General features: G+C 62.5%; 19 protein-coding genes. 11 read left to right on the forward strand and 8 right to left on the reverse strand.

Annotation, left to right across the window (positions count from 1 at the left end; all coding sequences use genetic code 11):
- Window positions 1-18 precede the first annotated feature (18 nt).
- Window positions 19-1,392, reverse strand: coding sequence for an aspartate aminotransferase family protein (locus AC02Y0_RS11700; protein ID WP_476379074.1), 1,374 nt, complete (start codon window positions 1,390-1,392; stop codon window positions 19-21).
- Window positions 1,393-1,584: 192 nt separating this feature from the next.
- Here AC02Y0_RS11700 and AC02Y0_RS11705 point away from each other — a divergent pair, with 192 nt between their 5' ends.
- The 5 genes from AC02Y0_RS11705 (at window position 1,585) to AC02Y0_RS11725 (ending at window position 8,514) form a co-directional block, all read left to right on the forward strand.
- On the forward strand, window positions 1,585-2,943 hold the full coding sequence (locus tag AC02Y0_RS11705) for a glutamine synthetase family protein (RefSeq protein ID WP_476379076.1): 1,359 nt from the start codon (window positions 1,585-1,587) through the stop codon (window positions 2,941-2,943).
- Window positions 2,944-3,203: 260 nt separating this feature from the next.
- Window positions 3,204-4,802, forward strand: coding sequence for a peptide ABC transporter substrate-binding protein (locus AC02Y0_RS11710; protein ID WP_476379078.1), 1,599 nt, complete (start codon window positions 3,204-3,206; stop codon window positions 4,800-4,802).
- A 61-nt stretch (window positions 4,803-4,863) separates the two neighbouring features.
- Window positions 4,864-5,787 carry an oligopeptide ABC transporter permease OppB gene (gene oppB, locus AC02Y0_RS11715; protein WP_476379080.1) on the forward strand — a complete coding sequence of 308 codons (924 nt, stop codon included), beginning with the start codon at window positions 4,864-4,866 and terminating at the stop codon, window positions 5,785-5,787.
- Window positions 5,780-6,904: an ABC transporter permease gene (locus tag AC02Y0_RS11720; protein ID WP_476379082.1), complete on the forward strand. Its 1,125-nt coding sequence runs from the start codon at window positions 5,780-5,782 to the stop codon at window positions 6,902-6,904. The genes oppB and AC02Y0_RS11720 overlap by 8 nt, the downstream gene beginning before the upstream one ends.
- Window positions 6,905-6,906: 2 nt before the next feature.
- The gene (locus AC02Y0_RS11725; protein WP_476379084.1) at window positions 6,907-8,514 is read left to right on the forward strand and encodes an ABC transporter ATP-binding protein; all 1,608 of its coding nucleotides are present in this window, start codon (window positions 6,907-6,909) and stop codon (window positions 8,512-8,514) included.
- 35 nt (window positions 8,515-8,549) lie between these two features.
- Here AC02Y0_RS11725 and AC02Y0_RS11730 read toward each other — a convergent pair whose 3' ends face one another.
- The gene (locus AC02Y0_RS11730; protein ID WP_476379086.1) at window positions 8,550-9,467 is read right to left on the reverse strand and encodes a diacylglycerol/lipid kinase family protein; all 918 of its coding nucleotides are present in this window, start codon (window positions 9,465-9,467) and stop codon (window positions 8,550-8,552) included.
- Window positions 9,468-9,716: 249 nt separating this feature from the next.
- Between AC02Y0_RS11730 and AC02Y0_RS11735 the strand changes: the two genes are divergently transcribed.
- Complete coding sequence (locus AC02Y0_RS11735) at window positions 9,717-10,943, forward strand: MFS transporter (protein ID WP_476379088.1); 1,227 nt, start codon at window positions 9,717-9,719, stop codon at window positions 10,941-10,943.
- Here the strand turns inward: AC02Y0_RS11735 and AC02Y0_RS11740 are convergent.
- A complete protein-coding gene (locus tag AC02Y0_RS11740; RefSeq protein WP_476379090.1) occupies window positions 10,932-11,330 on the reverse strand; it encodes a winged helix-turn-helix transcriptional regulator in 399 nt (132 codons plus the stop codon). The two genes, AC02Y0_RS11735 and AC02Y0_RS11740, sit on opposite strands and share 12 nt — an antisense overlap.
- Window positions 11,331-11,454: 124 nt before the next feature.
- On the opposite strand from AC02Y0_RS11740, the gene AC02Y0_RS11745 reads away from it, so the two are divergent.
- Window positions 11,455-12,477, forward strand: coding sequence for a zinc-binding alcohol dehydrogenase family protein (locus AC02Y0_RS11745; RefSeq protein WP_476379092.1), 1,023 nt, complete (start codon window positions 11,455-11,457; stop codon window positions 12,475-12,477).
- Between the two features lie 52 nt (window positions 12,478-12,529).
- On the opposite strand, the gene AC02Y0_RS11750 is transcribed toward AC02Y0_RS11745, so the two are convergent.
- A complete protein-coding gene (locus AC02Y0_RS11750) occupies window positions 12,530-13,003 on the reverse strand; it encodes an Lrp/AsnC family transcriptional regulator (RefSeq protein ID WP_476379094.1) in 474 nt (157 codons plus the stop codon).
- Window positions 13,004-13,132: 129 nt separating this feature from the next.
- Between AC02Y0_RS11750 and AC02Y0_RS11755 the strand changes: the two genes are divergently transcribed.
- Complete coding sequence (locus AC02Y0_RS11755; RefSeq protein WP_476379096.1) at window positions 13,133-14,035, forward strand: DMT family transporter; 903 nt, start codon at window positions 13,133-13,135, stop codon at window positions 14,033-14,035.
- An 18-nt stretch (window positions 14,036-14,053) separates the two neighbouring features.
- Here AC02Y0_RS11755 and AC02Y0_RS11760 read toward each other — a convergent pair whose 3' ends face one another.
- The 4 genes from AC02Y0_RS11760 to AC02Y0_RS11775 form a co-directional block, all read right to left on the reverse strand.
- Window positions 14,054-14,461 (reverse strand): winged helix-turn-helix transcriptional regulator, encoded by a 408-nt coding sequence (locus AC02Y0_RS11760; protein ID WP_476379098.1) that lies wholly within the window; start codon window positions 14,459-14,461, stop codon window positions 14,054-14,056.
- A 305-nt stretch (window positions 14,462-14,766) separates the two neighbouring features.
- Window positions 14,767-15,381 carry a L,D-transpeptidase gene (locus AC02Y0_RS11765; protein ID WP_476379100.1) on the reverse strand — a complete coding sequence of 205 codons (615 nt, stop codon included), beginning with the start codon at window positions 15,379-15,381 and terminating at the stop codon, window positions 14,767-14,769.
- Between the two features lie 329 nt (window positions 15,382-15,710).
- Window positions 15,711-17,375 carry an electron transfer flavoprotein-ubiquinone oxidoreductase gene (locus tag AC02Y0_RS11770; RefSeq protein WP_476379102.1) on the reverse strand — a complete coding sequence of 555 codons (1,665 nt, stop codon included), beginning with the start codon at window positions 17,373-17,375 and terminating at the stop codon, window positions 15,711-15,713.
- Between the two features lie 143 nt (window positions 17,376-17,518).
- On the reverse strand, window positions 17,519-18,139 hold the full coding sequence (locus AC02Y0_RS11775; protein WP_476379103.1) for a TetR/AcrR family transcriptional regulator: 621 nt from the start codon (window positions 18,137-18,139) through the stop codon (window positions 17,519-17,521).
- A 196-nt stretch (window positions 18,140-18,335) separates the two neighbouring features.
- Between AC02Y0_RS11775 and AC02Y0_RS11780 the strand changes: the two genes are divergently transcribed.
- The 3 genes from AC02Y0_RS11780 (at window position 18,336) to AC02Y0_RS11790 (ending at window position 21,825) form a co-directional block, all read left to right on the forward strand.
- Window positions 18,336-19,214 carry an SDR family NAD(P)-dependent oxidoreductase gene (locus tag AC02Y0_RS11780; RefSeq protein ID WP_476379104.1) on the forward strand — a complete coding sequence of 293 codons (879 nt, stop codon included), beginning with the start codon at window positions 18,336-18,338 and terminating at the stop codon, window positions 19,212-19,214.
- 205 nt (window positions 19,215-19,419) lie between these two features.
- Complete coding sequence (locus AC02Y0_RS11785) at window positions 19,420-20,331, forward strand: NAD(P)-dependent oxidoreductase (protein WP_476379105.1); 912 nt, start codon at window positions 19,420-19,422, stop codon at window positions 20,329-20,331.
- Between the two features lie 90 nt (window positions 20,332-20,421).
- The gene (locus tag AC02Y0_RS11790; RefSeq protein ID WP_476379106.1) at window positions 20,422-21,825 is read left to right on the forward strand and encodes an FAD-binding oxidoreductase; all 1,404 of its coding nucleotides are present in this window, start codon (window positions 20,422-20,424) and stop codon (window positions 21,823-21,825) included.
- Window positions 21,826-21,830 lie beyond the last annotated feature (5 nt).

Raw genomic sequence — 21,830 nt, forward strand, 5'->3', positions numbered from 1 at the left:
GGAAGGCGACCGTGCCCCTCACCCCTCGCCGCGATTGTCCTTCAGCCAGTCCAGACCATTGCGCAGCGTGTCGACCGCCTGGTCGATCTGCGACCGCGAGATGATCAGCGGCGGGGAGAAGAGCATGCGGTCGCCGGTGGCGCGCAGCACGACGCCGGCGTTCACACATTGGTTGCGGACAGCTGTGCCGGTATCATCAGGCTTCTTGAAGCGGCGGCGGGTGGCCTTGTCGGCGGTGATCTGGACGGCGCCCATCAGGCCGACGCTGACAGCTTCGCCGACGAGTTCGTGGTCGGTGAGCGAGGCGAGCGCCTGCGCGAGATAGGGGCCGGTGTCGTCGCGCACGCGCTCGACCAAGCCTTCTTCCTCGATGATGCGGATGTTTTCCAGCGCTGCAGCTGCTGCCACCGGGTGACCGGAATAGGTGTAGCCGTGGTAGAAATCGCCGAGCTCGTTGACCATGACTTCCGCCACGCGGTCGGAGACGAGAACGCCACCGATCGGCAGATAGCCAGAAGAGAGACCCTTGGCGATCGGGGCGAGATCCGGCTCAAAATCATAATGCTGATGGCCGAACCACGAGCCGAGGCGGCCGAAGCCCGAGATGACTTCATCGGCGACGAGCAGGATCTGGTACTTGGCGCAGATGCGCTTGATTTCCGGCCAATAGGTCGAGGGCGGCACGATGACGCCACCTGCCCCCTGGATCGGCTCCGCAACGAAGGCTGCAACATTCTCCTCACCGAGCTCGATGATCTTTTCTTCCAGCTCGCGGGCAACCTTCAGGCCGAAATCCTCAGGTGTCAGATCGCCGCCCTCGGCATACCAGTAGGGCTGGTTGATGTGGTGGATGCCTTCGATCGGCAGGTTGCCCTGCTCGTGCATCCACTTCATGCCGCCGAGCGAGGCGCCGGCGACGGTCGAGCCGTGATAGGCGTTCTTGCGGGCGATCACCTGCGTCTTCGTCTCGTGGCCGAGCGCCTTCCAATAGACACGGGCCATGCGGAACCAGGTGTCGGAAGCTTCCGAGCCGGAATTGGAGAAAAAGACCCGGTTCAGCTTCGGGCCGGTCTTTTCGGCGATCTTCTGGGCAAGCAGCGTGGTCGGCGGCGTCGTGGTGCCGAAGAAGGTGTTGTAATAGGGCAGCTCGAGCATCTGGGCGTGGACCACATCGGCGATCGACTTGCGGCCATAGCCGACATTGACGCACCAGAGGCCGGCAAAGGCGTCGAGATACTGCTTGCCGGTGGAATCCCAGATATGCACGCCCTCCGCCCGGGTGATGATCTTGGTGCCGGCCGCATTCAGCTTCTTCATGTCCGAGAAGGGATGAAGATGATGGGCGGCATCGATGGCACCGAGATTGGAGAGGGCGGTCACTGGCTTGTTCATAGGTCTGGTCCTTGACCGGGGCGGAAGCTCTTGCTTTCACGGCCAAACTTGGTCCGCGTGCCTGCCTTGCCCCGCATTGAAAGGCGGAACATTATCGGCTACGAACATGACCGTCCAAAACGCGTTTGGCAAGGCACCGATTGCCGCGTTCCTCCGGCCAAATCCGCCCCGAAAGCCAACGAGAGTTTTCCCATGACAGCACCGACCGAGGCCGCCGATCAGACCGCAGCCGACCCTTCCGCGCGCATCGAGGTGCTGCTTGTCGGCATGAATGGCGACCTGCGCGGCAAGATGATCCCGCTGAAAGCCGAGGACAAGGTCTGGAAGAACACCGTGCGCCTGCCGGCCTCCACCCAGTCGCTCGATATCTGGGGCGACGACAATGACGACATCACCAAGATCTCGCTGACGCTGGGCGATCCCGACGGCATCTGTACACCGGACAAGAATTCGCTGACCACGCTTCCCTGGGGGCCTGCCGGCTCCAAGCAGGTGCTCGCCACCATGCACACACTGTCAGGAGAGCCGCATTATGTCTGCCCGCGCGCCATCCTTGCCAATGTGATGAAGCGCTTCGAGGAGAAGGGCCTGACGCCAGTCGTTGCCACCGAACTCGAATTCTATGTGATGGAGCCTGATTTCCGCGACACCGGCGTGCCGATGCCGCCGAAGGCGCTGGTCATGAACGGCGAGGTCGAGGGCTACCAACTCTATGACATGCGCGCGACCGCTGCGATGGAAGACTTCCTCGATACGGTGCGCGAATATTGCGACCACATGGGCCTACCGGCGGATGCAACGACTGCCGAATTCGGCCCCGGCCAGTTCGAGGTCAACCTGCTGCACAAGCCGGATGCCATGGCGGCTGCCGATGACTGCATCTATCTCAAGCGCGTTGTGGATTTCGCCGCCCGCCGCCACGGCTTCAAGGCGACCTGCATGGCCAAACCTTACGGTGACCATGCCGGCTCCGGCCTGCATGTACATGCCTCGATCATCGACAAAGACGGCCGCAACATCCTCGACGCCAAGGGCGGCGATCCGGTGAAGCTGAAATCGATCACCGCCGGCATGCTGAGAAGCATGCAGGACGCCCAGCTGATCTTCGCGCCCTTTGCCAATTCCTATCGCCGCTTCCAGCCGGGCTCCTTTGCGCCCGACAAGATCGACTGGGGTTTCGGCAATCGCGGCACCGCGATCCGCATTCCGGACAAGGACGGCCCGGCCGCCCGCATCGAGCACCGTGTCGCGGGAGCGGACGCCAATCCGCACCTGCTGCTCGCTGCCATCCTCGGCGGCATCCTGCTTGGCCTCGACGAGGATCTCGATCCCGGCCAGGTCACGACGCCGGATAGCGCGCCTGAGAACCCCGACATGCTGACCTATGATTTCCTGACCGCCGTCGAGCGGTTCCGCGCATCCGCCTTCATCGCCGACATCTTCGGGGCCGAATATCAGCGCATCTATGGTGACACCAAGCGCAAGGAAGCGATGGCCTATCTGCGCACCGTCTCGAGCTTCGACTACCAGACCTATCTGCCGCGGATCTGACCCCCGATCAGACCTCTCCAAGCGACCGATCATCAGACAGGGGCGGCCCTCAAGCCGCCCCTGTCGCATTTTTGACAGCAGATGACGCGATAATTTTATTTCGTCATAAAACGGTCACACGAAATCTTCGGTCCAAGTCACAGGTAAGCCATCAAATTTCCTCCCCAAAATTGGGGTAGCCGCACAAAATGCGGGTTGTGTCGGCTTCCTGAATAATCTTCTCTCCCTTTCCGTTAACGTGAACTGGGAGTTCCAAAACGATGTCTATCCAGACGCGCCGGCTGCTCGGCACCTCTCTTCTCCTCACCTCCTTGATGTTTGGCGCGAGCCAGGCGCTGGCCGAAGTCGTGCTTCATCGCGGCAATTCCGGCGAGCCGCAGACGCTCGATCAGGCCAATACCTCGATCGATATCGAGGCCTTCATTCTGAAGGATCTCTATGAGGGTCTGACCATCTATGACGCCAAGGGCGAGATCGTCCCGGGCGCTGCCGAAAGCTGGACAATTTCCGACGACGGCACAGTCTACACCTTCAAGATCCGCGAAAACGCCAAGTGGTCGGACGGCTCGCCGGTAACGGCTGAAGACTTCGTCTACTCGATCCAGCGCGTCCAGAACCCGGAAACCGCTGCCAAATACGCCAACATCCTTTACCCGATCAAGAATGCCGAAAAGGCCAACAAGGGTGAAGCGAAGCTGGAAGAAATCGGCGCGAAAGCCGTCGACGCAAAGACGCTGGAAATCACGCTGGAGCGCGCAACGCCGTTCTTCCTCGAACTGCTTGCCCACCAGACCGCCCTTCCCGTTTCCAAGGCCAGCCTCGAAAAGAACGGCAAGGACTTCGTCAAGCCGGGCGTGATGGTGTCGAACGGCGCCTACAAGCTCGAAAGCCATGTGCCGAACGACAACCTCGTCGTGGTGAAAAACGAAAATCACTGGGATGCCGCCAATACCCAGATCGACAAGGTCGTCTTCTACCCGATCGACGACCAGGCCGCTTCGGTACGTCGTTTCGAAGCCAAGGAAATGGACCTCGTCTATAACTTCTCGGCCGACCAGATCGACCGCCTGAAGGAAAGCTATGGCGAGCAGGTCCGCGTTTCGCCGTCGGCTTCGACCTATTACTACGTCTTCGACACCCGCCAGGAGCCCTATAGCGACGTTCGCGTCCGCCAGGCGCTTTCCATGGCCGTCGATCGCGACTTCCTGGCCGAGGAGATCTACTCCGGTGCGCAGCTGCCAACCTACTCCCTCGTTCCGGATGGTCTCGGCGGCTATGCTGCAGCCAAGGCCGACTTCGCCGAAATGTCGCAGCTTGACCGCGAAGACAAGGCGATCGAACTGATGAAGGAAGCCGGTTACGGTGAAGGCGGCAAGCCGCTCGCCATCGAGATCCGCTACAACACCAACCCGAACCACGAGCGGGTCGCCACCGCGATCGCCGACATGTGGAAGAACACGTTCGGCGCCAGCGTCACCATGACGAACCTCGACGTCGCCTCGCACTACGCCTACCTGCAGGAAGGCGGCGCCTTCAACGTTGCCCGCGCCGGCTGGGTGTCCGACTATGCGGACGCGGAAAACTTCCTCGCCCTCAACGTCTCGACCAACACCTCGTTCAACTACGGGAAGTACAACAACCCGGAATTCGACGCGCTGATGGCCAAGTCCTATACCGAGGCCGATGCCGAAGCCCGCAAGAAGATCATGCATGACGCCGAAGTCATCCTGATGCGTGATCAGCCGATCGCTCCGCTGATGAGCACGGCCAATCTGTGGCTGGTTTCCGACCGCGTCAGCGGCTGGCAGGATAACGCCGCCAACGAGCATCTCAGCCGCTTCCTTCGCGTCGCTGAATAATCTCGTCACGTGACCGGACGACGCACGGGCAATCCGCGCGTCGTCCTCTCAGGAGCAGGACATGACATCCTTCGTACTCCGGCGGCTCATGAGCGCCGTTCCGACGATCTTCATCGTCGTCACCATTTCATTCTTTCTGATGCGGTTTGCGCCCGGCGGCCCCTTCAATCTTGAACGCCCGCTGCCGCCCCAGACGATGGCCAACATCATGGCCACCTACAAACTCGACCAGCCGCTGATCAGCCAGTATCTGAGCTACATCGGCAACGCCTTAACCGGCGATCTCGGTCCGAGCTTCATCTACAAGGACAACACCGTTTCCGAACTGATCGGCAAGGCCCTGCCCTATTCGATCCAGCTCGGCGGGATCGCGATCCTGGTCGCCCTCATCGGCGGCGTCTTGCTCGGCACGGTCGCCGCACTCAGGCAAAACAGCACGATCGATTTCGCCGTCATGTCGTTTGCGACTGTTGGCGTGACGATCCCCAATTTCGTCGTGGGTCCGGTGCTGACGCTCCTGTTTGCCGTCGTGCTCAACTGGCTGCCCGCCGGCAGCTGGGGTGATGGATCACTGCGCTATCTCATCCTGCCGGTCACGGCGCTGGCGCTGCCGCAACTCGCAGTCTTCGCCCGCCTTACCCGCGGCGCGATGATCGAGGCCCTGCATACCGACCATATCCGCACGGCACGCGCCTACGGCCTGCCATCGCGCGTGGTCGTCGTCACGCATGCGATGCGCGGCGCGATGCTGCCGATCGTCTCCTATCTCGCGCCCTGTGCTGCAGCCCTTTTGACTGGCTCCGCCGTGGTCGAGACGATCTTCACCATCCCCGGTGTCGGTCGATACTTCGTGCTCGGCGCGCTCAACCGCGACTATCCCCTCGTCATGGGCACCGTCATCCTCGTCGCCGTGTTCGTGATCGTCTTCAACCTGTTGGTCGACATCGCCTATGGCCTGCTCGATCCGAGGGTTCGCAATGACTGATACCACCCTTTCCCCTCAGCCCGAGATTGCCGGACGCAGCCTGGCACAGCTCGCGATGATGCGCTTCCGGCGCAACAAGGCCGCCATTACCGGCTGCGTGCTCCTCGTCTTCATCACGCTGTTTTCCTTTGCCGGCCCCTTCTTCGTAGCCCACAGCTATGACCAGGTCTTCTCCTCCTATGTCAGCGTGCCACCGAGCCTCTCGCCGCGGCCCGCCCCCGAGACCCTGCAGGGCGTCGCCGAAAGTGTCGCCCAGCGGGCAAGAGTGACCCTCGACAGCTTCACGGTCGAGGATGGCCGCTTCACGGCCGTGGTCAGCTCGGATGGGGAAATCGATCCCCGCACGATCCGCTATTTCGACCGCAACAACGAGTTCAAGAATTCGGAAGTCGTGGAACAGGCAGCGGACGGTCGAAGCCTTACCGTGTCCGGAACCGTGGATCAGGTTACCTTCCCCTTTGGCACGGATTCGAACGGCCGTGACCTGCTCGTCCGCGTCATGCTCGGCGGGCAGATCTCGCTTGCCGTCGGCCTCGCCGCGAGCCTCGTCTCGCTTGGCATCGGTGTCGTCTATGGCGCGACCTCGGGCTATCTCGGTGGCCGCGTCGACAATGTGATGATGCGTATCGTCGAGATCCTTTATTCGCTGCCCTTCGTCTTCCTTGTCGTCGTGCTCGTGGTCTTCTTCGGGCGATCGGTGATCCTGATCTTCCTGGTGATCGGCGCGGTGGAATGGCTTGAAATGGCCCGCATCGTGCGCGGCCAGACGCTGTCGCTCAAACGCCGCGAATTCGTAGGTGCGGCCGAAGCGCTGGGCCTGACCGACTGGCAGATCATCCGCCGCCACATCATCCCGAACACGATCGGCCCGGTCATCGTCTTCGTCACCGTCATCGTGCCGAAGGTCATCCTGCTCGAGAGCTTCCTGTCCTTCCTCGGCCTCGGCGTTCAGGCGCCGCTTGCCAGCTGGGGCACGCTGATCTCGGAAGGGGCGGCCAGCATGCAGAACGCACCATGGCTGCTGATCTTCCCGGCAATCTTCTTCGTGACGACACTGTTTTCGCTGAATTTCGTGGGTGACGGCCTGCGGGATGCACTGGATCCGAAGGACCGATGAGCATGGACGACAAGACAAACAACGAAACCGTGCTCGACGTTTCCGACCTCAAGGTGACGTTCGCGACACCCGACGGCACTGTCGAGGCGGTCAAGGGCATCAGCTTTTCGGTGAAGAAGGGCGAAACGCTCGCCATCGTCGGCGAAAGCGGCTCGGGCAAAAGCCAGACCATGATGGGCATCATGGGCCTGCTCGCCAAGAACGGCGACGTCAGCGGCACGGCCGTCTATGGCGGCCAGAACCTCGTCGGCCTTCCGGTCGGCGAGCTCAACAAGGTGCGCGGTGCGAAGATCACCATGATCTTCCAGGAGCCGATGACCTCACTGGACCCGCTCTACCGGATCGGCAAGCAGATATCAGAGCCGCTGATCCATCATCGCGGCATGAGCAAGACGGAAGCGCGCGCCCGCGTGCTGGAGCTCCTGAAGCTCGTCGGCATTCCCGACCCCGAGCGGCGCATCGACAGCTATCCGCATGAGATGTCCGGCGGCCAACGCCAGCGCGTGATGATCGCGATGGCGCTCGCCAACGAGCCCGACGTACTGATCGCGGACGAGCCGACGACCGCTCTTGATGTCACCATCCAGGCGCAGATCCTCGATCTGCTGGCCGACCTGCAGAAGCGCTTCGGCATGGCGATCGTGCTGATCACCCACGATCTCGGCGTGGTCAAGCATGTGGCCGACCGCGTCGCCGTCATGCGCAAGGGCGAGATCGTTGAGACGGGCAGCCGCGACGCGATCTTCGGCAATGCGCAGCACGACTACACGAAGATGTTGCTCGCTGCCGAACCGACGGGCACCAAGCCGCCGCCGGCAGATGATGCCCCGGTCGTGTTGGAAGGCCGGAATGTCACCGTCGATTTCGACATCGGCAGCGGCGGCTTCCTGCGTCCGAACCGTACCTTCCGGGCGGTCGATCAGGTGAGCGTGCGGCTTCGCCAGGGTCAGACGATCGGCATCGTCGGTGAGTCCGGTTCGGGCAAGTCGACGCTCGGACGGGCGCTGCTGAAGCTGCTCGCAGCCGATGGCGCCTTCCGCTTCGAGACGGCTGATATCACCAAGCTCGACCGGGCCGGCATGCGCCCCTTCCGCAAGCAGCTGCAGCTGGTGTTCCAAGACCCCTATGGCTCGCTCTCCCCGCGCCAGACGGTCGGCGAGATCATCACCGAGGGTCTCTACGTGCACGAGCCGCAGCTCAGCCGCGCCGAGCGTGACGCGCGCGCCATTGCTGCTCTCAAGGAGGTCGGCCTCGATCCGGCGGCGCGCAATCGCTATCCGCATGAGTTCTCCGGCGGCCAGCGTCAGCGTATCGCCATTGCCCGCTCGATGATCCTGAAGCCGAAGGTGGTCATCCTCGACGAGCCGACCTCGGCTCTCGACCGGTCGGTCCAGCGGCAGGTGATCGAACTCTTGCGCGACCTGCAGGACAAACACGGCCTGTCTTACGTCTTCATCAGCCACGACCTCTCGGTCATCAAGGCGATGTCGGACCATGTGATCGTCATGAAGAATGGCAAGATCGTCGAACAGGGCTCGACCGAAGAGATCTTCGAGCGCCCGGCGGAAGACTACACCCGCGACCTGATCGCGGCGGCCTTCAGCCATTGAGACGACAGCGCCCGGCTGGTCCGGGCGCCCTTCCCTCACGCTACCGGCTGCGGTTGGGGGACGAGAACCTTGAGTTCGCCGGCATGGATCTTGATCTCGACGTCGGCCGGCATGCGCAAAAGTTCGCCGTCAAGAACGCAGGCTGCGCCCTTGCGATGCCTCGGGAAGTGCAGCCGCACCATGTCGGCAGTCGACGCCGTGACCGCCTCGTTGTCCTTGAACTTGCCCCTGATGATGTCGAAGGCGAGAAGCCCGACCCCGGTCGGCTCGAGCGGCGCGGCTAGATAAACACCCAGCTTGCCGGTGTCGACGCGATCGGCAAAGAACAGCGAATTGTTGCCCAGCGGATTGTTGGAGACGGAGATCGCAGAGACGGGTCGTTCATCGCTCTTGCCATCGCCGTTCATGTCGAAGACGACATCGAAACGCGGCGGGTCGAGCATGACGCCAAAGGCCGCACTGGTGCTTGCTCGCATCTTGCCGAGGCGTGAGGCGAAGTTCATCTGGTTGCGCATGCGGACCATGCGGGCGTGCAGGCCTGCGGAAAACTGGTGAACGAAGGGGCGGCCATTGGCGGTTGCGATATCGACATCGGCAATCTCGGCACTGGCGAGCACGTCCAGGACCTTCCAGATGTCGAGCGGCAGCTTCAGCGACCGGGCAAAGAGGTTCATCGTGCCGGCCGGGATCACGCCGAGCGGCAGCTTTGCCTTCCAGGCGACAGCTGCGGCCGTCGAGATGGTCCCATCACCGCCGCCTGCGAGCAGGGCTTCAACGCCAGGCGTTGCCGCAGCCTTCTCCAGCGCCTCGACGATCTCATCCCCACCGACCACCGTGCAGTCGAGCTCATGGCCTCTTGCGGCAAAGGCGCGGTTCGCGTTTTCGCAATAGGTCTGCATGTCGGTGGTCTTGAACGTACCACCGTCGCGATTGAGTACTGCCTTGATCTTCATCTCGCCCTTTCGCGGCCCAGAAAGGGCCGAAGCTCAGAACGCCTCGGCCTGTGAAAAGTTTCCTTGTGGCAGAGATCGATAGCATTTGAGCAATTTTCAAGGCCAGGAGCAAAAGCCTTTGCCGCAGTGCACACCGATATGATAAATAACAATTCTCATTTCAGCTGGCTTCCGGGCCTTTCTTCCATCGCCGCTTCCTGAAGAAGCTTTTTGCGCCACGTGTCCCGCGCCGGCGCGCAAGGTGTTTGCATGACCGATTGTTCGACCTTGGCCCAGCCCCTCGATTCACGAGGGAGCGAAGCGCAAACGCTGACCGCCACCACCATCCTCCTGATCGAAGTGGCGCTTGCCGCCGGCGGCTTCGGGATCGGCACCGGCGAATTCGTCATCATGGGCCTGCTGCCCGAGGTCGCACACACCTATGGCGTCTCGGTCCCCCAGGCCGGCCATGTGATCAGCGCCTATGCTCTGGGTGTCGTGATCGGCGCACCGATCATCGCAGCACTGGCCGCGAAACTCCCGCGCAAGACACTGCTCCTGATGCTGATGGGCCTCTTTGCCGTCGGCAATTTCGCCAGTGCACTCGCCACTGAATTCTCGACCTTCACTCTGCTGCGCTTCGTCACCGGCCTGCCGCATGGCGCCTATTTCGGTGTGGCAGCGCTCGTTGCGGCCTCGATGGCGCCACCGCATCGCCGGGTGCGGGCCGTAGGCCGCGTCATGCTGGGCCTCACCATCGCGACGCTCATTGGTACGCCGATTGCGACCTTTCTCGGCCAGTTGATGAGCTGGCGCGCCGCCTTCTTCCTGGTGGCGGCAATCGGCGCCATCACCGTGGCGCTGATCGCGCTCTATCTGCCGAAGGACGAAGTGGCCGAAGGCGCCAGCATCCGCCGCGAACTCTCCGCCTTCGGTCGCCTGCAGGTCTGGCTGTCCTTCGGTGTCGCAGCCGTCGGCTTCGGGGGGATGTTTGCGATTTTCAGCTATATCGCCAAGACGGTGACCGATACCGCAGGCCTTCCGGCCAGCATGATCGCTGTGGTGCTCGCCCTCTTCGGCATCGGCATGAATGTCGGCAATATCGTCGGCAGCCGGATGGCGGACTATTCGCTGAAAGGCACGATCGGCGGGATGCTCGCCTTCAACATTGCGCTGATGGCGGTCTTCTCGCTAACCGCTCACAATCCGATCATGCTGTGCATCTGCGTGTTTCTCACCGGCTGCGGCTTTGCCGCCTGCCCGGCCGTGCAGACCCGTCTGATGGATGTCGCAGCCGATGCACAGACGCTGGCCGCCGCCACCAACCATTCCGCCTTCAACATCGCGAACGCGCTCGGCGCCTGGCTTGGTGGTCTGGTGATCGCGGCCGGCTATGGCTACGGCGCCACCGGTTACGTCGGCGCGGTGCTCTCGGCCTTCGGCCTGATCATCTTCCTGATTTCCGTGGCGCTCGAAAAGAAGCCGTCACGCGGCTGAGGCCGTCTCCACGATTGCATCGGGCTCGATCATGCGCCGCTCGCCATCCCGGCATTCGACATGGCGGGTACCCCACTGTTCGAGCACCATGATAACAGGACGCAGGCTCTGTCCGAGCGGCGTCAGCGCGTAGTCAACGCGTGGCGGCACCACCGGATGGACTGTGCGCGTCACGAGCCCCTGCTCTTCCAGCTCGCGCAACTGCTTGGTCAGCATGCGCTGGGTGACGGCCTGCAGCCTGCGGCGCAGCTCGCTGAAGCGCAGCGTGCCGTCGACCAGCAGATGATAGAGGATCACGCCCTTCCATTTGCCGTCGAGAAAGCTGAGCGTCGTCTCGACCGGGCAGCCTGGAAACACGTTGGTCATCTTGGCGCGTGGTCGCGACATGGGCAGTATCCTTTCTGATACCGAGGTTCATTTCTGTGCCTACGAACACAAAATGTGCATTCTTGCGCAGACCCCATCTATGTCCTTAATGGGCAGCGTGCAAATGCAAGACAGGAGTTGCCCCATGCGAGCCATCGGTTTCCACAAGCCCCAGCCCATCACGTCGGACGAGGCCCTGGTCGATCTCGATCTGCCTATCCCTGAGGCTTCCGGCCATGACCTCCTGGTCGAAATCAAGGCCGTCTCGGTCAATCCCGTCGACACCAAGGTTCGCCGCAACCACACGCCGGTAGCCGGCGAAGCCCGCATTCTCGGCTATGACGCGGCCGGCGTGGTCAAGGCGGTGGGGTCGGACGTGACGCTCTTCAAGCCAGGTGACGAAGTCTACTATGCCGGCGCGATCGGGCGCCCTGGCACCAATGCGGAATACCATCTCGTCGACGAGCGGATCGTCGGCATCAAGCCGAAGTCGCTGTCCTTTGCAGAGGCTGCCGCCCTGCCGCTGACCGCCATCACCGCATACGAGGCGCTGTTCGACCGGCTCAAGGTCGCCGATCCCGTGCTCGGTGCGGAACGGGCGATCCTGATCACCGGCGGTGCGGGCGGCGTGGGCTCGATTGCCATCCAGCTCGCCAAGACGCTAACCGACCTCAAGGTCATCGCGACCGCCTCGCGGCCCGAGACGGCAGACTGGGCAAAGTCACTCGGTGCCGATCACGTGATCGACCACAGCAAGCCGCTCGCTGAGGAATATGCAAAGCTCGGCATCGGCGCACCCGCCTTCATCTTCTCGGTCACGCATTCGAGCCAACATCGCCTGGCCATGGCCGAGATCATCGCGCCGATGGGCCGCATCTGCCTGATCGACGACTTTCCGGAAGGGTTCGACATTCTTGCCTTCAAGATGAAGGTGGTGTCGCTGCATTGGGAGTTCATGTTCTCGCGTCCGATGTTCCAGACGCCTGACATGATCGAGCAGCACAAGCTGCTGACGCATGTCGCTGAGCTGATCGACAGCGGCAAGATCCGCACGACGCTCGACACTGTGCTGGGGCCGATCACGGCGGAGAACTTGCGCAAGGCGCATGCCATCATCGAAAGCAACCGGGCGCGCGGAAAGATCGTGCTGGAAGGCTTTCCCGCCTGAGCAAAGGCAGATTGGCCGCCGCACCCCGCGGCGTCCAATCAAGACCCGGACTTCAGGAACGGGCGGGGAGCTTCAACGGCGCCCCGGTCTTGACGCTCCGGATGGCGAAATTCGACCGGATATCGGTGACACTTGGCAGGACGAGAAGTCTCTCGGTCAAAAGGGTCTCATAGGCGGACAGGTTCTCGACGACGACTTCCGCCAGAAAATCCGACTCGCCTGATATCATATAGCAGGCGACCACTTCCGGAATGTCGAGCAGGGCGTCATGCAGCGCGTCGGCATTTTCCCGGGTGTGGCGTGCGACCTTGAAGGCCACAAAGACCGTGAGTTCGAGCCCGAGCGCACGGCGATCCAGGTCGGCACGGTATCCCCTGATGATACCGCTCTCCTCCATCAGGCGGATCCGCCTCAGGCAGGGTGATTGCGAAAGACCGACCTTGTCGGCGATCTCAACATTGGTGGTGCGCGCATCTTCCTGGAGCAGCCCCAGTATCGCATGATCGAATTTGTCGAGTTTTGGCATGAACCCTCACCAGGGCGGACAATATTGGCAGAACCTGTCAATCCACTAGTGATCTGAGGCGAAATTGGCAAGGACATGCCCCGTCGGCAGCCCTAGAATGGCGGGCACAGAACTCGTTCGGAGTCCCGCATGTCCACCGTCGGCACCTCTCAAATCCCCGGCTCGCGTCGCTCGGCACTTGGTGCCCTGTCTGCACTCTCCGTCGTGCTCATCTGGGCCGCTTGGCTGGTCTCCACCCGCCACAGCGTCGGTGCGGGTCTGGGGCCACTCGACCTCAGCCTTTTGCGCTATGGCATTCCGGCTCTGGTCCTGACGCCGGTCTGGTGGCGGACAGGCCTGTTTCCGAAGGGTGCCACAGGGGCACTCGCTCTCATGGTTGTCGGATCCGGGGCCCCCTTCTTCCAGATCGTCGCCTTCGGCATGCGCCACACGCCAGCTTCGGCGGCGGGCGTCCTCCTGCCGGGGTTGATGCCGCTGGCCGTCGCGCTCATTGGAATGCTGTTCCTCGGTGAAAAACCGGACAACTGGCGCAAGCTGGGCATGCTGGGGATTCTCGCGGGCGGCGGTGTACTTCTGTACGGCAATCTGGGCGGGGATGGACTGGGATGGATCAGCTTCACCATCCTACCCATCGGAGCGACGCTCTGGGCCGTCTACACCCATGCCTTCCGACGCAGCGGGCTCAATGCCTTCGAGGGCGCGGCGCTGATCTGCGTCTGGTCGACGATCCTCAACCTCGCCGCCCTGCCCTTCGTGGGTACGCGTTTCCTGTCGGCGCCATCCTCGGAAATCGCCCTGCAGGCGGTCACGCAGGGCCTCTTGTCCGGTCTTGTCGCCACGCTTCTCTATGGCGCTGCGGTTCGGACACTTGGCGGAACGCAGGCCGCGGCTTATACGGCGATCACGCCGGTAGCGGCGGCCATCGGTGGAACACTCTTCCTTTCGGAACCACTCGGTGCAGCAACCATTGTCGCTGCTCTCGTCACCGGCTTGGGTGTCCTCTTGTCAACTGGCCTTCTGTCGAAGCGCTGATCGCGCATACCTGCTGCGTCAGGCCGCTGAACGCATGATCGCTTCACTGCCAACAGGCATTTCGCACGGCTTCAGCGCCGCGTCTTCCACGGCCACCAGGTTTTCTTGGCCCCAGCGGCCAAGGGCCTGGATGACCGGCTCGAGGCTGCGGCCGAGCGGGGTCAGCGAATAGTCGACGCGGGGCGGTACGACCGGGTAGACGGTGCGGGCGACGAGGCCCGCGACTTCCATCTCGCGCAACTGCTTGGACAGCGTACGGTGGGTGATGGTGGACAGAAGCTTGACCAGTTCGTTGAAGCGAAGGACCTCGTCACGCAGAAGATGATGAAGGATGACACCCTTCCATTTGCCGTCGAGGAGCTGGAGGGTCGCCTCGATCTGGCATCCACCAAGGTCGGATAAGCCGGATTTTGTCTCGCGAGCCATTCAAATTTCCTTCTCAAATCTCGACACGTCGACCTAGACGCGTCTGTTCCCACTTAGTCCTGACCGACGAAGGCGCAAAGCCTCAAACCGGTCGGATTTGGTCGACACAGCGTCAACACCTGCTTCGACGCGCAACGGCACCGAAAAGTTTCACTGCGGGGAGATTGGGGCGAAGTCGCGAGTCGGAAAGGCTGATTTCGCACTCGTGAGTTTGCGTGACAAGAGACTGTCACGGACCGATCAAAAAAGCGTGGCGCCGGTCGCGAGACCAGCGCCACTCAAAATCATAGGGATCGATGCGGCGATCAGGCCTGCATGACAACGACCTTGGAGCCGACGTCGACGCGGGCATAGAGGTCGATCACATCATGGTTCATCATGCGCACGCAGCCGGACGACATGGCCTGGCCGATCGACCAGGGCTGGTTGGTGCCGTGAATGCGGAACATGGTGTCGTTGCCGCTGCGGTAGAGATACATGGCGCGCGCGCCGAGCGGGTTGTTCGGGCCGCCGGGCAGACCGCCTGCATATTTCAGGTTCTTTTCCGGATCGCGGCGGATCATGTTCGGTGTCGGCGTCCAGGTCGGCCATTCGGCCTTGCGACCGACATAGGCGTTACCGGCAAGCGCGAGACCCGCGCGGCCAACGCCGATGCCGTAGCGCATGGCGCGGCCACCGCCCAGCACGTAATAGAGCCGGCGCTCGGGCGTATTGACCACGATCGTGCCTGCCGGATGCGATGTCTCATAGGCAACTTCCTGACGGCGCAGCTCCGGCTTGATCTTCTCGAGCGGCACCTTTTTCAGCGGATGCGGTTCATCCGGGATGTCGCCATACATGGCCTGCTGGTTGGGAACGGACTGGCAGCCGGCCAGAAAGAGCGGCAGGCCGAACAGGAGACCGCGGCGGGAAATGGTCATGATTCAGGCGTCCTCGGGATACGATTCGTTGCCGAGGAGCCTAGAAATTTATGGTTAATGCCGGGTTAAATCTCAGGGTCGACGTTAAGAGAGATGGCGAAGATGGGGCAGCGGGCAGTCGTGTTCAACCTAGCCGTCAGAGGCAAAAAGGGCGGCCTTTCAACCGCCCTTTAAGATAGTCACATGTTCGGATAGACCGGCCCCTCGCCGCCAAGTTCCCGTCGGCGGTCCGTGCGGGCCTGCCTCCCGAACATTTACATGTTCGGATAGACCGGCCCTTCGCCGCCAAGTTTCCGGCGGCGGTCAGTGCGGGCCTGCCTCCCGAACATTTACATGTTCGGATAGACCGGCCCTTCGCCGCCTTGGGGCGGCACCCAGGTGATGTTCTGGTTCGGGTCCTTGATGTCGCAGGTCTTGCAGTGCACGCAGTTCTGGGCGTTGATGACGAAGGTCTCTTCGCCGTCCTTCTCCACCCATTCATAAACACCCGCCGGACAGTAGCGCGTCGAAGGGCCGGCATAGATGCCGAGCTCGGAACGCTTCTGCAGGTCCATGTCCTTGACCTTCAGATGGACCGGCTGATCCTCTTCATGGTTGGTGTTGGACAGGAAGACCGAAGAGAGACGGTCGAAGGTCAGCACACCATCCGGCTTCGGATAGGCGATCGGCTTGTGATTTGCGGCCGGCTCGAGGGATTGCGCATCGGTCTTGCCATGCTTCAGCGTGCCGAAGAAGGAGAAGCCGAGGAGCTGGTTCATCCACATGTCGATGCCGCCGAGGCCAACGCCAAGCGCCGTGCCGAGCTTGGACCAGAGCGGCTTGACGTTGCGCACGCGCTTCAAGTCCGTGCCGATATCGGTCGAGCGCCATTCGTTCTCGATCTCGATCGGCTCATCATTGGCGCGGCCGGCGGCGATGGCCGCAGCGATCTTCTCAGCCGCCAGCATGCCGGAGAGCACAGCGTTGTGAGAGCCCTTGATGCGGGGCACGTTGACGAGGCCCGCGGAACAGCCGATCAGCGCGCCGCCCGGGAAGGATAGCTTCGGCACAGACTGGTATCCGCCTTCGGTAATCGCGCGCGCGCCGTAGGAGAGCCGCTTGCCACCTTCGAAGGTCTTGGCGATCGCCGGATGGGTCTTGAAGCGCTGGAATTCCTCGAAGGGATAGAGATAGGGGTTCTTGTAGTTCAGGTGCACGACGAAGCCGACGGCGACCATGTTGTCTTCGAGGTGATAGAGGAAGGATCCGCCACCGGTCTTCATGCCGAGCGGCCAGCCGAAGGAGTGCTGCACGAGGCCTTGTTTGTGATGCTCGGGCTTGACCTGCCAGAGTTCCTTCAGGCCGATGCCGTACTTCTGCACATCGCTTTCACGGGAGAGATCGAACTTGGCGATCAGCTGCTTGGCGAGCGAGCCGCGCACGCCTTCCGAGATCAGCACATATTTGCCGAGCAGTTCCATGCCGCGGGTATAGGCCGGACCCGGTTCACCGTTCTTCTCGATGCCCATGTCGCCGGTCGCGACGCCGATGACAGCACCCTCATCATTGTAGAGCACTTCCGCTGCTGCAAAGCCCGGATAGATCTCGACGCCGAGCGCTTCCGCATGGGCGCCCAGCCAACGACAGACATTGCCGAGCGAGACGATGTAGTTGCCGTGATTGCTCATCAGCGGCGGCATCAGCATGTTTGGCAGACGGATGGAGCCTGCGGGACCGAGGAAGAGGAACTGGTCGTCGGTGACTGCGGTCTTGAACGGGTGATCGGCCTCTTCGCGCCAGCCGGGGATCAGCTTGTCGACGCCGATGGGATCAACCACGGCACCGGACAGGATATGCGCACCGACTTCGGCGCCCTTTTCGAGCACGACGACGGTCAGGTCCGGATTGACCTGCTTCAGCCGGATCGCAGCCGACAGACCGGCCGGGCCTGCGCCCACGATCACGACGTCGAATTCCATGCTTTCGCGTTCAGGCAGTTCCATCTCGGTGCTCATCGGTCATTCCTCGCCAGGCGGTGCGTTCCGCCTTCCTCCTTGACAAAACCCAGCCGGATTGTCGAGCCGAAGCGCGACGCGCCAAGGCGCAAATTCCGGCAGGGCGGTGTGAAGTCGCAGAATATCTTACGTGCACGTAAGGGTCAATGCGCTGATTGGTCCTCGGTCGATGCGATCAAGGCGGAAAGGCCGTGGATCATGTGCGCGTCGCTGCGCTCGATCAGGGCGGGCGGCAGATCGAGGGTGTGGAGCACCGACGAACTCTTCACCGAAGCAAGACCATGCAGCGAAGACCAGATGACAAGAGCATCGAGCAGAATAGCGTCGTCGCTGCGCTCCGTGCCGGTCAGATCCGCCCTGCGCTTCAAGCCCGAGACGAGAAGCGAAAAGGCGTGCTTGGCCTTGGCCATCATCTCGGGAAAGGCCTCGCCATCCGGCAGCGGCGTCCCAAACATCAAGCGATATTCGAGCGGGCGCTCTTGGGCATACCGCAGATAGTCCGCGCCCATGTTCGCCATGTCCTGATCCGGATTGTCGGATTTCGGATGGGCATCTAGGAACGTTGCGAAGGCGTCGAAGGCCCGCGAAACCATCTCCGCCAGAATGTGGTCGCGGCTGGCAAAGTGCTTGTAGGGCGCCTGATGCGACACGCCGAGCCTTCGCGCCACCTCGCGCAGGCTGAGCTTCTCCAGACCGTCACTGGCGATGATCGCCATGCCCTCGGCAAGACAGGCTTCGCGCAGATCACGTCGAGTTCTCGGCATATTGGCTCCCGCATCGTGTTGACCGGCGCCCGCTGCGACACCGCTCCGTCGTCCCCAAACTGTCTCCCTGACGGCGCCCGCGCAAGGTAACACGGGAGAGCAGCCTCGATCTTGTAGAGCACCAACGTTGACAGCGTCAACTTCCATCGCTATCGGTAAAGTAGACAGTGTCAACAATGCCTGTGAGGATCGTGGAATGACCGACGCAGCGAGAGCCCTCAGCCACATTAATCGCCGGGGCAGCCTGAAATATGGACCACTGGCGCTGGTGACCGGCGCCTCGGATGGCATCGGACGGGAATTTGCCCGCGAACTGGCGCGGCGCGGTTATGGCCTCGTGCTTGTCGCCCGCAGGCTCGACCGGCTGGAGGCACTGGCCGAGGAACTGGCCAAGGCCCATGGCGTCGCGGTCGATGTCCTGCCGGTCGATCTGTCGCGAGCAGACAAGGTGGAGGAGCTGATCCGCACCACGGCGCATTACGACATCGGCCTTCTGGTGGCCGCCGCAGGCTTCGGCACCTCGGGCCCCTTCACACGCATTCCCGTCACGACCGAGCTCGACATGATAGACGTCAACTGCCGCGCGGTCGTGCAGCTCAGCCATGCCATGGCCCAGCGCTTCGTGCGACGCGGCTCGGGCGGCCTGGTGCTGATGAGTTCGCTGCTCGCCTTCCAGGGCGTGGCGCAATCCGCCAATTATGCCGCCACCAAGGCCTTTATCCAGACCTTCGCCGAGGGGCTGCGCGCCGAGCTTCGCCCGCAAGGGGTCGATGTCATCGCCTGCGCGCCCGGCCCGATCGCCAGCGGCTTTGCTGCTCGGGCCGATATGATCATGGGCATGAGCCAGCCGGCCTCGGTGGTCGCGGCTGCCACGCTCGATGCGCTCGGGCGTCGTGGCACGATCCGGCCGGGGCTGCTCGCAAAGGCGCTGGAGGCCTCGTTCACCGGCATGCCCCGCTGGGGCAGAACGCTGATCCTGTCGAAGATCATGGCCGGCATGGCGCGGCCGGATAAGCGGACCGCCGCCGGGTCTCCCCAACAAACAACCACAGTCGAGCGCAGCGACCTCACCTGAGGACGAACCGGCTTCGGCTCTAGCGGCTGCAAGACCATCGCTTTGCCGGGCGAAGATCCTCGCACCGGCCGCCCTGCCCGGCCCAGAAAAAAGCGCCGTAGACCTGTTCTCTCCGCGTCATCTCGCGTCGCTCGCCAAAATCTGCCTTTGAACCCTTTGCCGCTTTGTCGCAGTCTCTGCCAAAACGCCAGCAGGGGAACACGACATGGCACTCACATATGGTTTCATCGGGCTTGGTCATCTTGGCCGCCATCTCGCCGGCAGCTTGGTCAGGGCTGGCTTCACCGTCGTGGTCAATGATCTCGATCCCGACAATGCCAAGGAGCTGGTCGCCGCCGGTGCCCGGTTTGCCGCCGATCCTCAAGCGGTGGCCGAAGCCGTAGATGCCGTCATCACCTGCCTGCCCTCTCCGAAAGTCAGCGAACGGGTGCTGATCGGCGAGCGCGGCATTCTGAAAGGTCTGAAGCCCGGCGCCACCTGGATCGAGATGAGCACGCTCGACGAGCAGGAAGTCCTGCGTCTCGGCAAGGTCGCCGCAGAGGCCGGCGTTCGCATGCTGGAATCCCCCGTGACCGGCGGCGTGCATCTGGCGGCTTCCGGCGAGATCACCGTGATCATCGGCGGGGACAGTGATCTCTACGACTTGCATCTCCCGGCCTTCCAGGCCATGGGCAAGCAGATCTTCCGCGCAGGCCCGCTCGGCAAGGCAGCGGTGATCAAGGTGATCACCAACATGCTTGCCTTCATCCACCTGATCGCCACCGGGGAAGCCCTGATGCTGGCGAAGAAGGGCGGCATCGACCTCACCGACGCCTTCAACATCATCAAGGCCTCCTCCGGCAACAGCTTCGTGCACGAGACCGAGGGCCAGGTGATCCTGAACGGCAGCTACAACATCAATTTCACCATGGATCTCGCCGTGAAGGACCTCGGCTTCGCACTCGGCTTCGGTCGCGAGTTCGGCGTGCCGCTCGATCTCGCCGGCCATGCGCTGCAGACCTTCATCCGCGCCCGTTCTGCCTATGGCGGTGACGCCTGGTCGTCGCAGGTCGTGAAGCTCTTGGAAGACGCGACCGGCACGGACCTGCGGGCACCCGGCTTTCCGGCAGAGCTTTGAGGGCAGCCAACAGGGCGGGAAAGGCCGCTGGGTGACTTGCGGCGACAAAGCTTTACGGCGAAGAAAGCGCAAACAGATCAGGCTTGCCCCATGTCTTCGCACCCCACCCTTTCGCCCCATGACCTTGCCCGCGCGCTTGACGGCCTGCATCCGGACCTCCGGATCCTCGGCCCCGACGCTCTTGCCGGTCGGCATCCCGGTGAAGACCCGGCAAACCTCAACGCCGGCGTGATGGCGCAGCCTGCTTCAACAGAAGCGGCTGCCGCATTGATTTCCTGGTGCCGGGCGAACCATGTCGCCATCGTCCCGCAGGGAGGCTTGAGTGGTCTCGTCGGCGGTGGCGCAAGTCGGGCCGGAGAAGTTCTCCTGTCCAGCACCCGGCTCAATCGGATCATTGCCATCCATCCCGACGAAGAGACCGTCGAGGTGGAAACCGGCGTCACGCTGGAGGCCCTGCAGGCAGCGCTCGCGCCACATGGCCTCACCACCGGCATCGATCTCGGATCGCGCGGATCCGCCACCATCGGCGGCATGGTCTCCACCAATGCCGGCGGCATTCATGCCTTCCGCAATGGAGTGATGCGTCACCAGATACTCGGGCTGGAAGCTGTGCTGCCTTCGGGAGAGGTATTTTCGGATATGACCCGCGTGGTCAAGGTCTCCGCCGGCCCTGACATCAAGCAGCTTTTCATCGGCGGAGAAGGCGCCTTCGGCTTCGCCACCCGGGTAGTCATGAAGGTCGAGCCGATCCGGCCGCATCGCGCCGTCGCACTTCTCTGCGTCGAGAATGCTGCCCGTGCGCTGCAGGTCGCCGCACGGCTGCGCCGGCATCCGGCACTTCTGCTTGAAGCCGCCGAGATGATGTGGCCGCGCTATGTGCGCGATCATGCGGCCCTCAAGGGTTTCGATCTCTCCTGGCTCGAAGGTGATGCTGCCGTGCTTCTGGTCGAAGTTTCCGGTGAGACGATGGAAGCGGCAACGACATTGCTGGAAGACGAGCTTGCCGCACTCTGGGAAGAAGCAGATCTCAAGGGCGGGATCGTTGCCCAGTCCTCCGACCAGACCCGCCGCTTCTGGGATCTACGCGAGGATTCTGGCTTCTATTTCGCTGAATTCCCCAATGCGCCCTCCTTCGACGTCTCTATGCCGCCGTCGGCGCTCGACGCCTACGTGGCGGACTTCACCGCAGGCCTTGCAGCCATCGGCAATGGCCTCGATGCCTATGTCTACGGCCATATCGCCGATGGCAATCTGCATATCGCCATCGCAGCCCCGGGCCCCCTGCCCCCGGATCTGAAGGCGCTTGCGGAAGACGCCGTCTATGCCGGCATTCACGCCTCCGGCGGAAGCTTCTCCGCCGAACACGGTGTCGGCCTGGACAAACGCGCCGCCTATCTCAGCCATGTCGATCCGGTCAAACAGTCGCTTTCCCGGCAGTTCAAGGCGATGCTTGATCCGGACATGCTCTTCAACCCGGGCAAGGTCCCGTTCTAATGACG

The organism is Allorhizobium sp. nf9_anc (genome assembly GCF_056323085.1).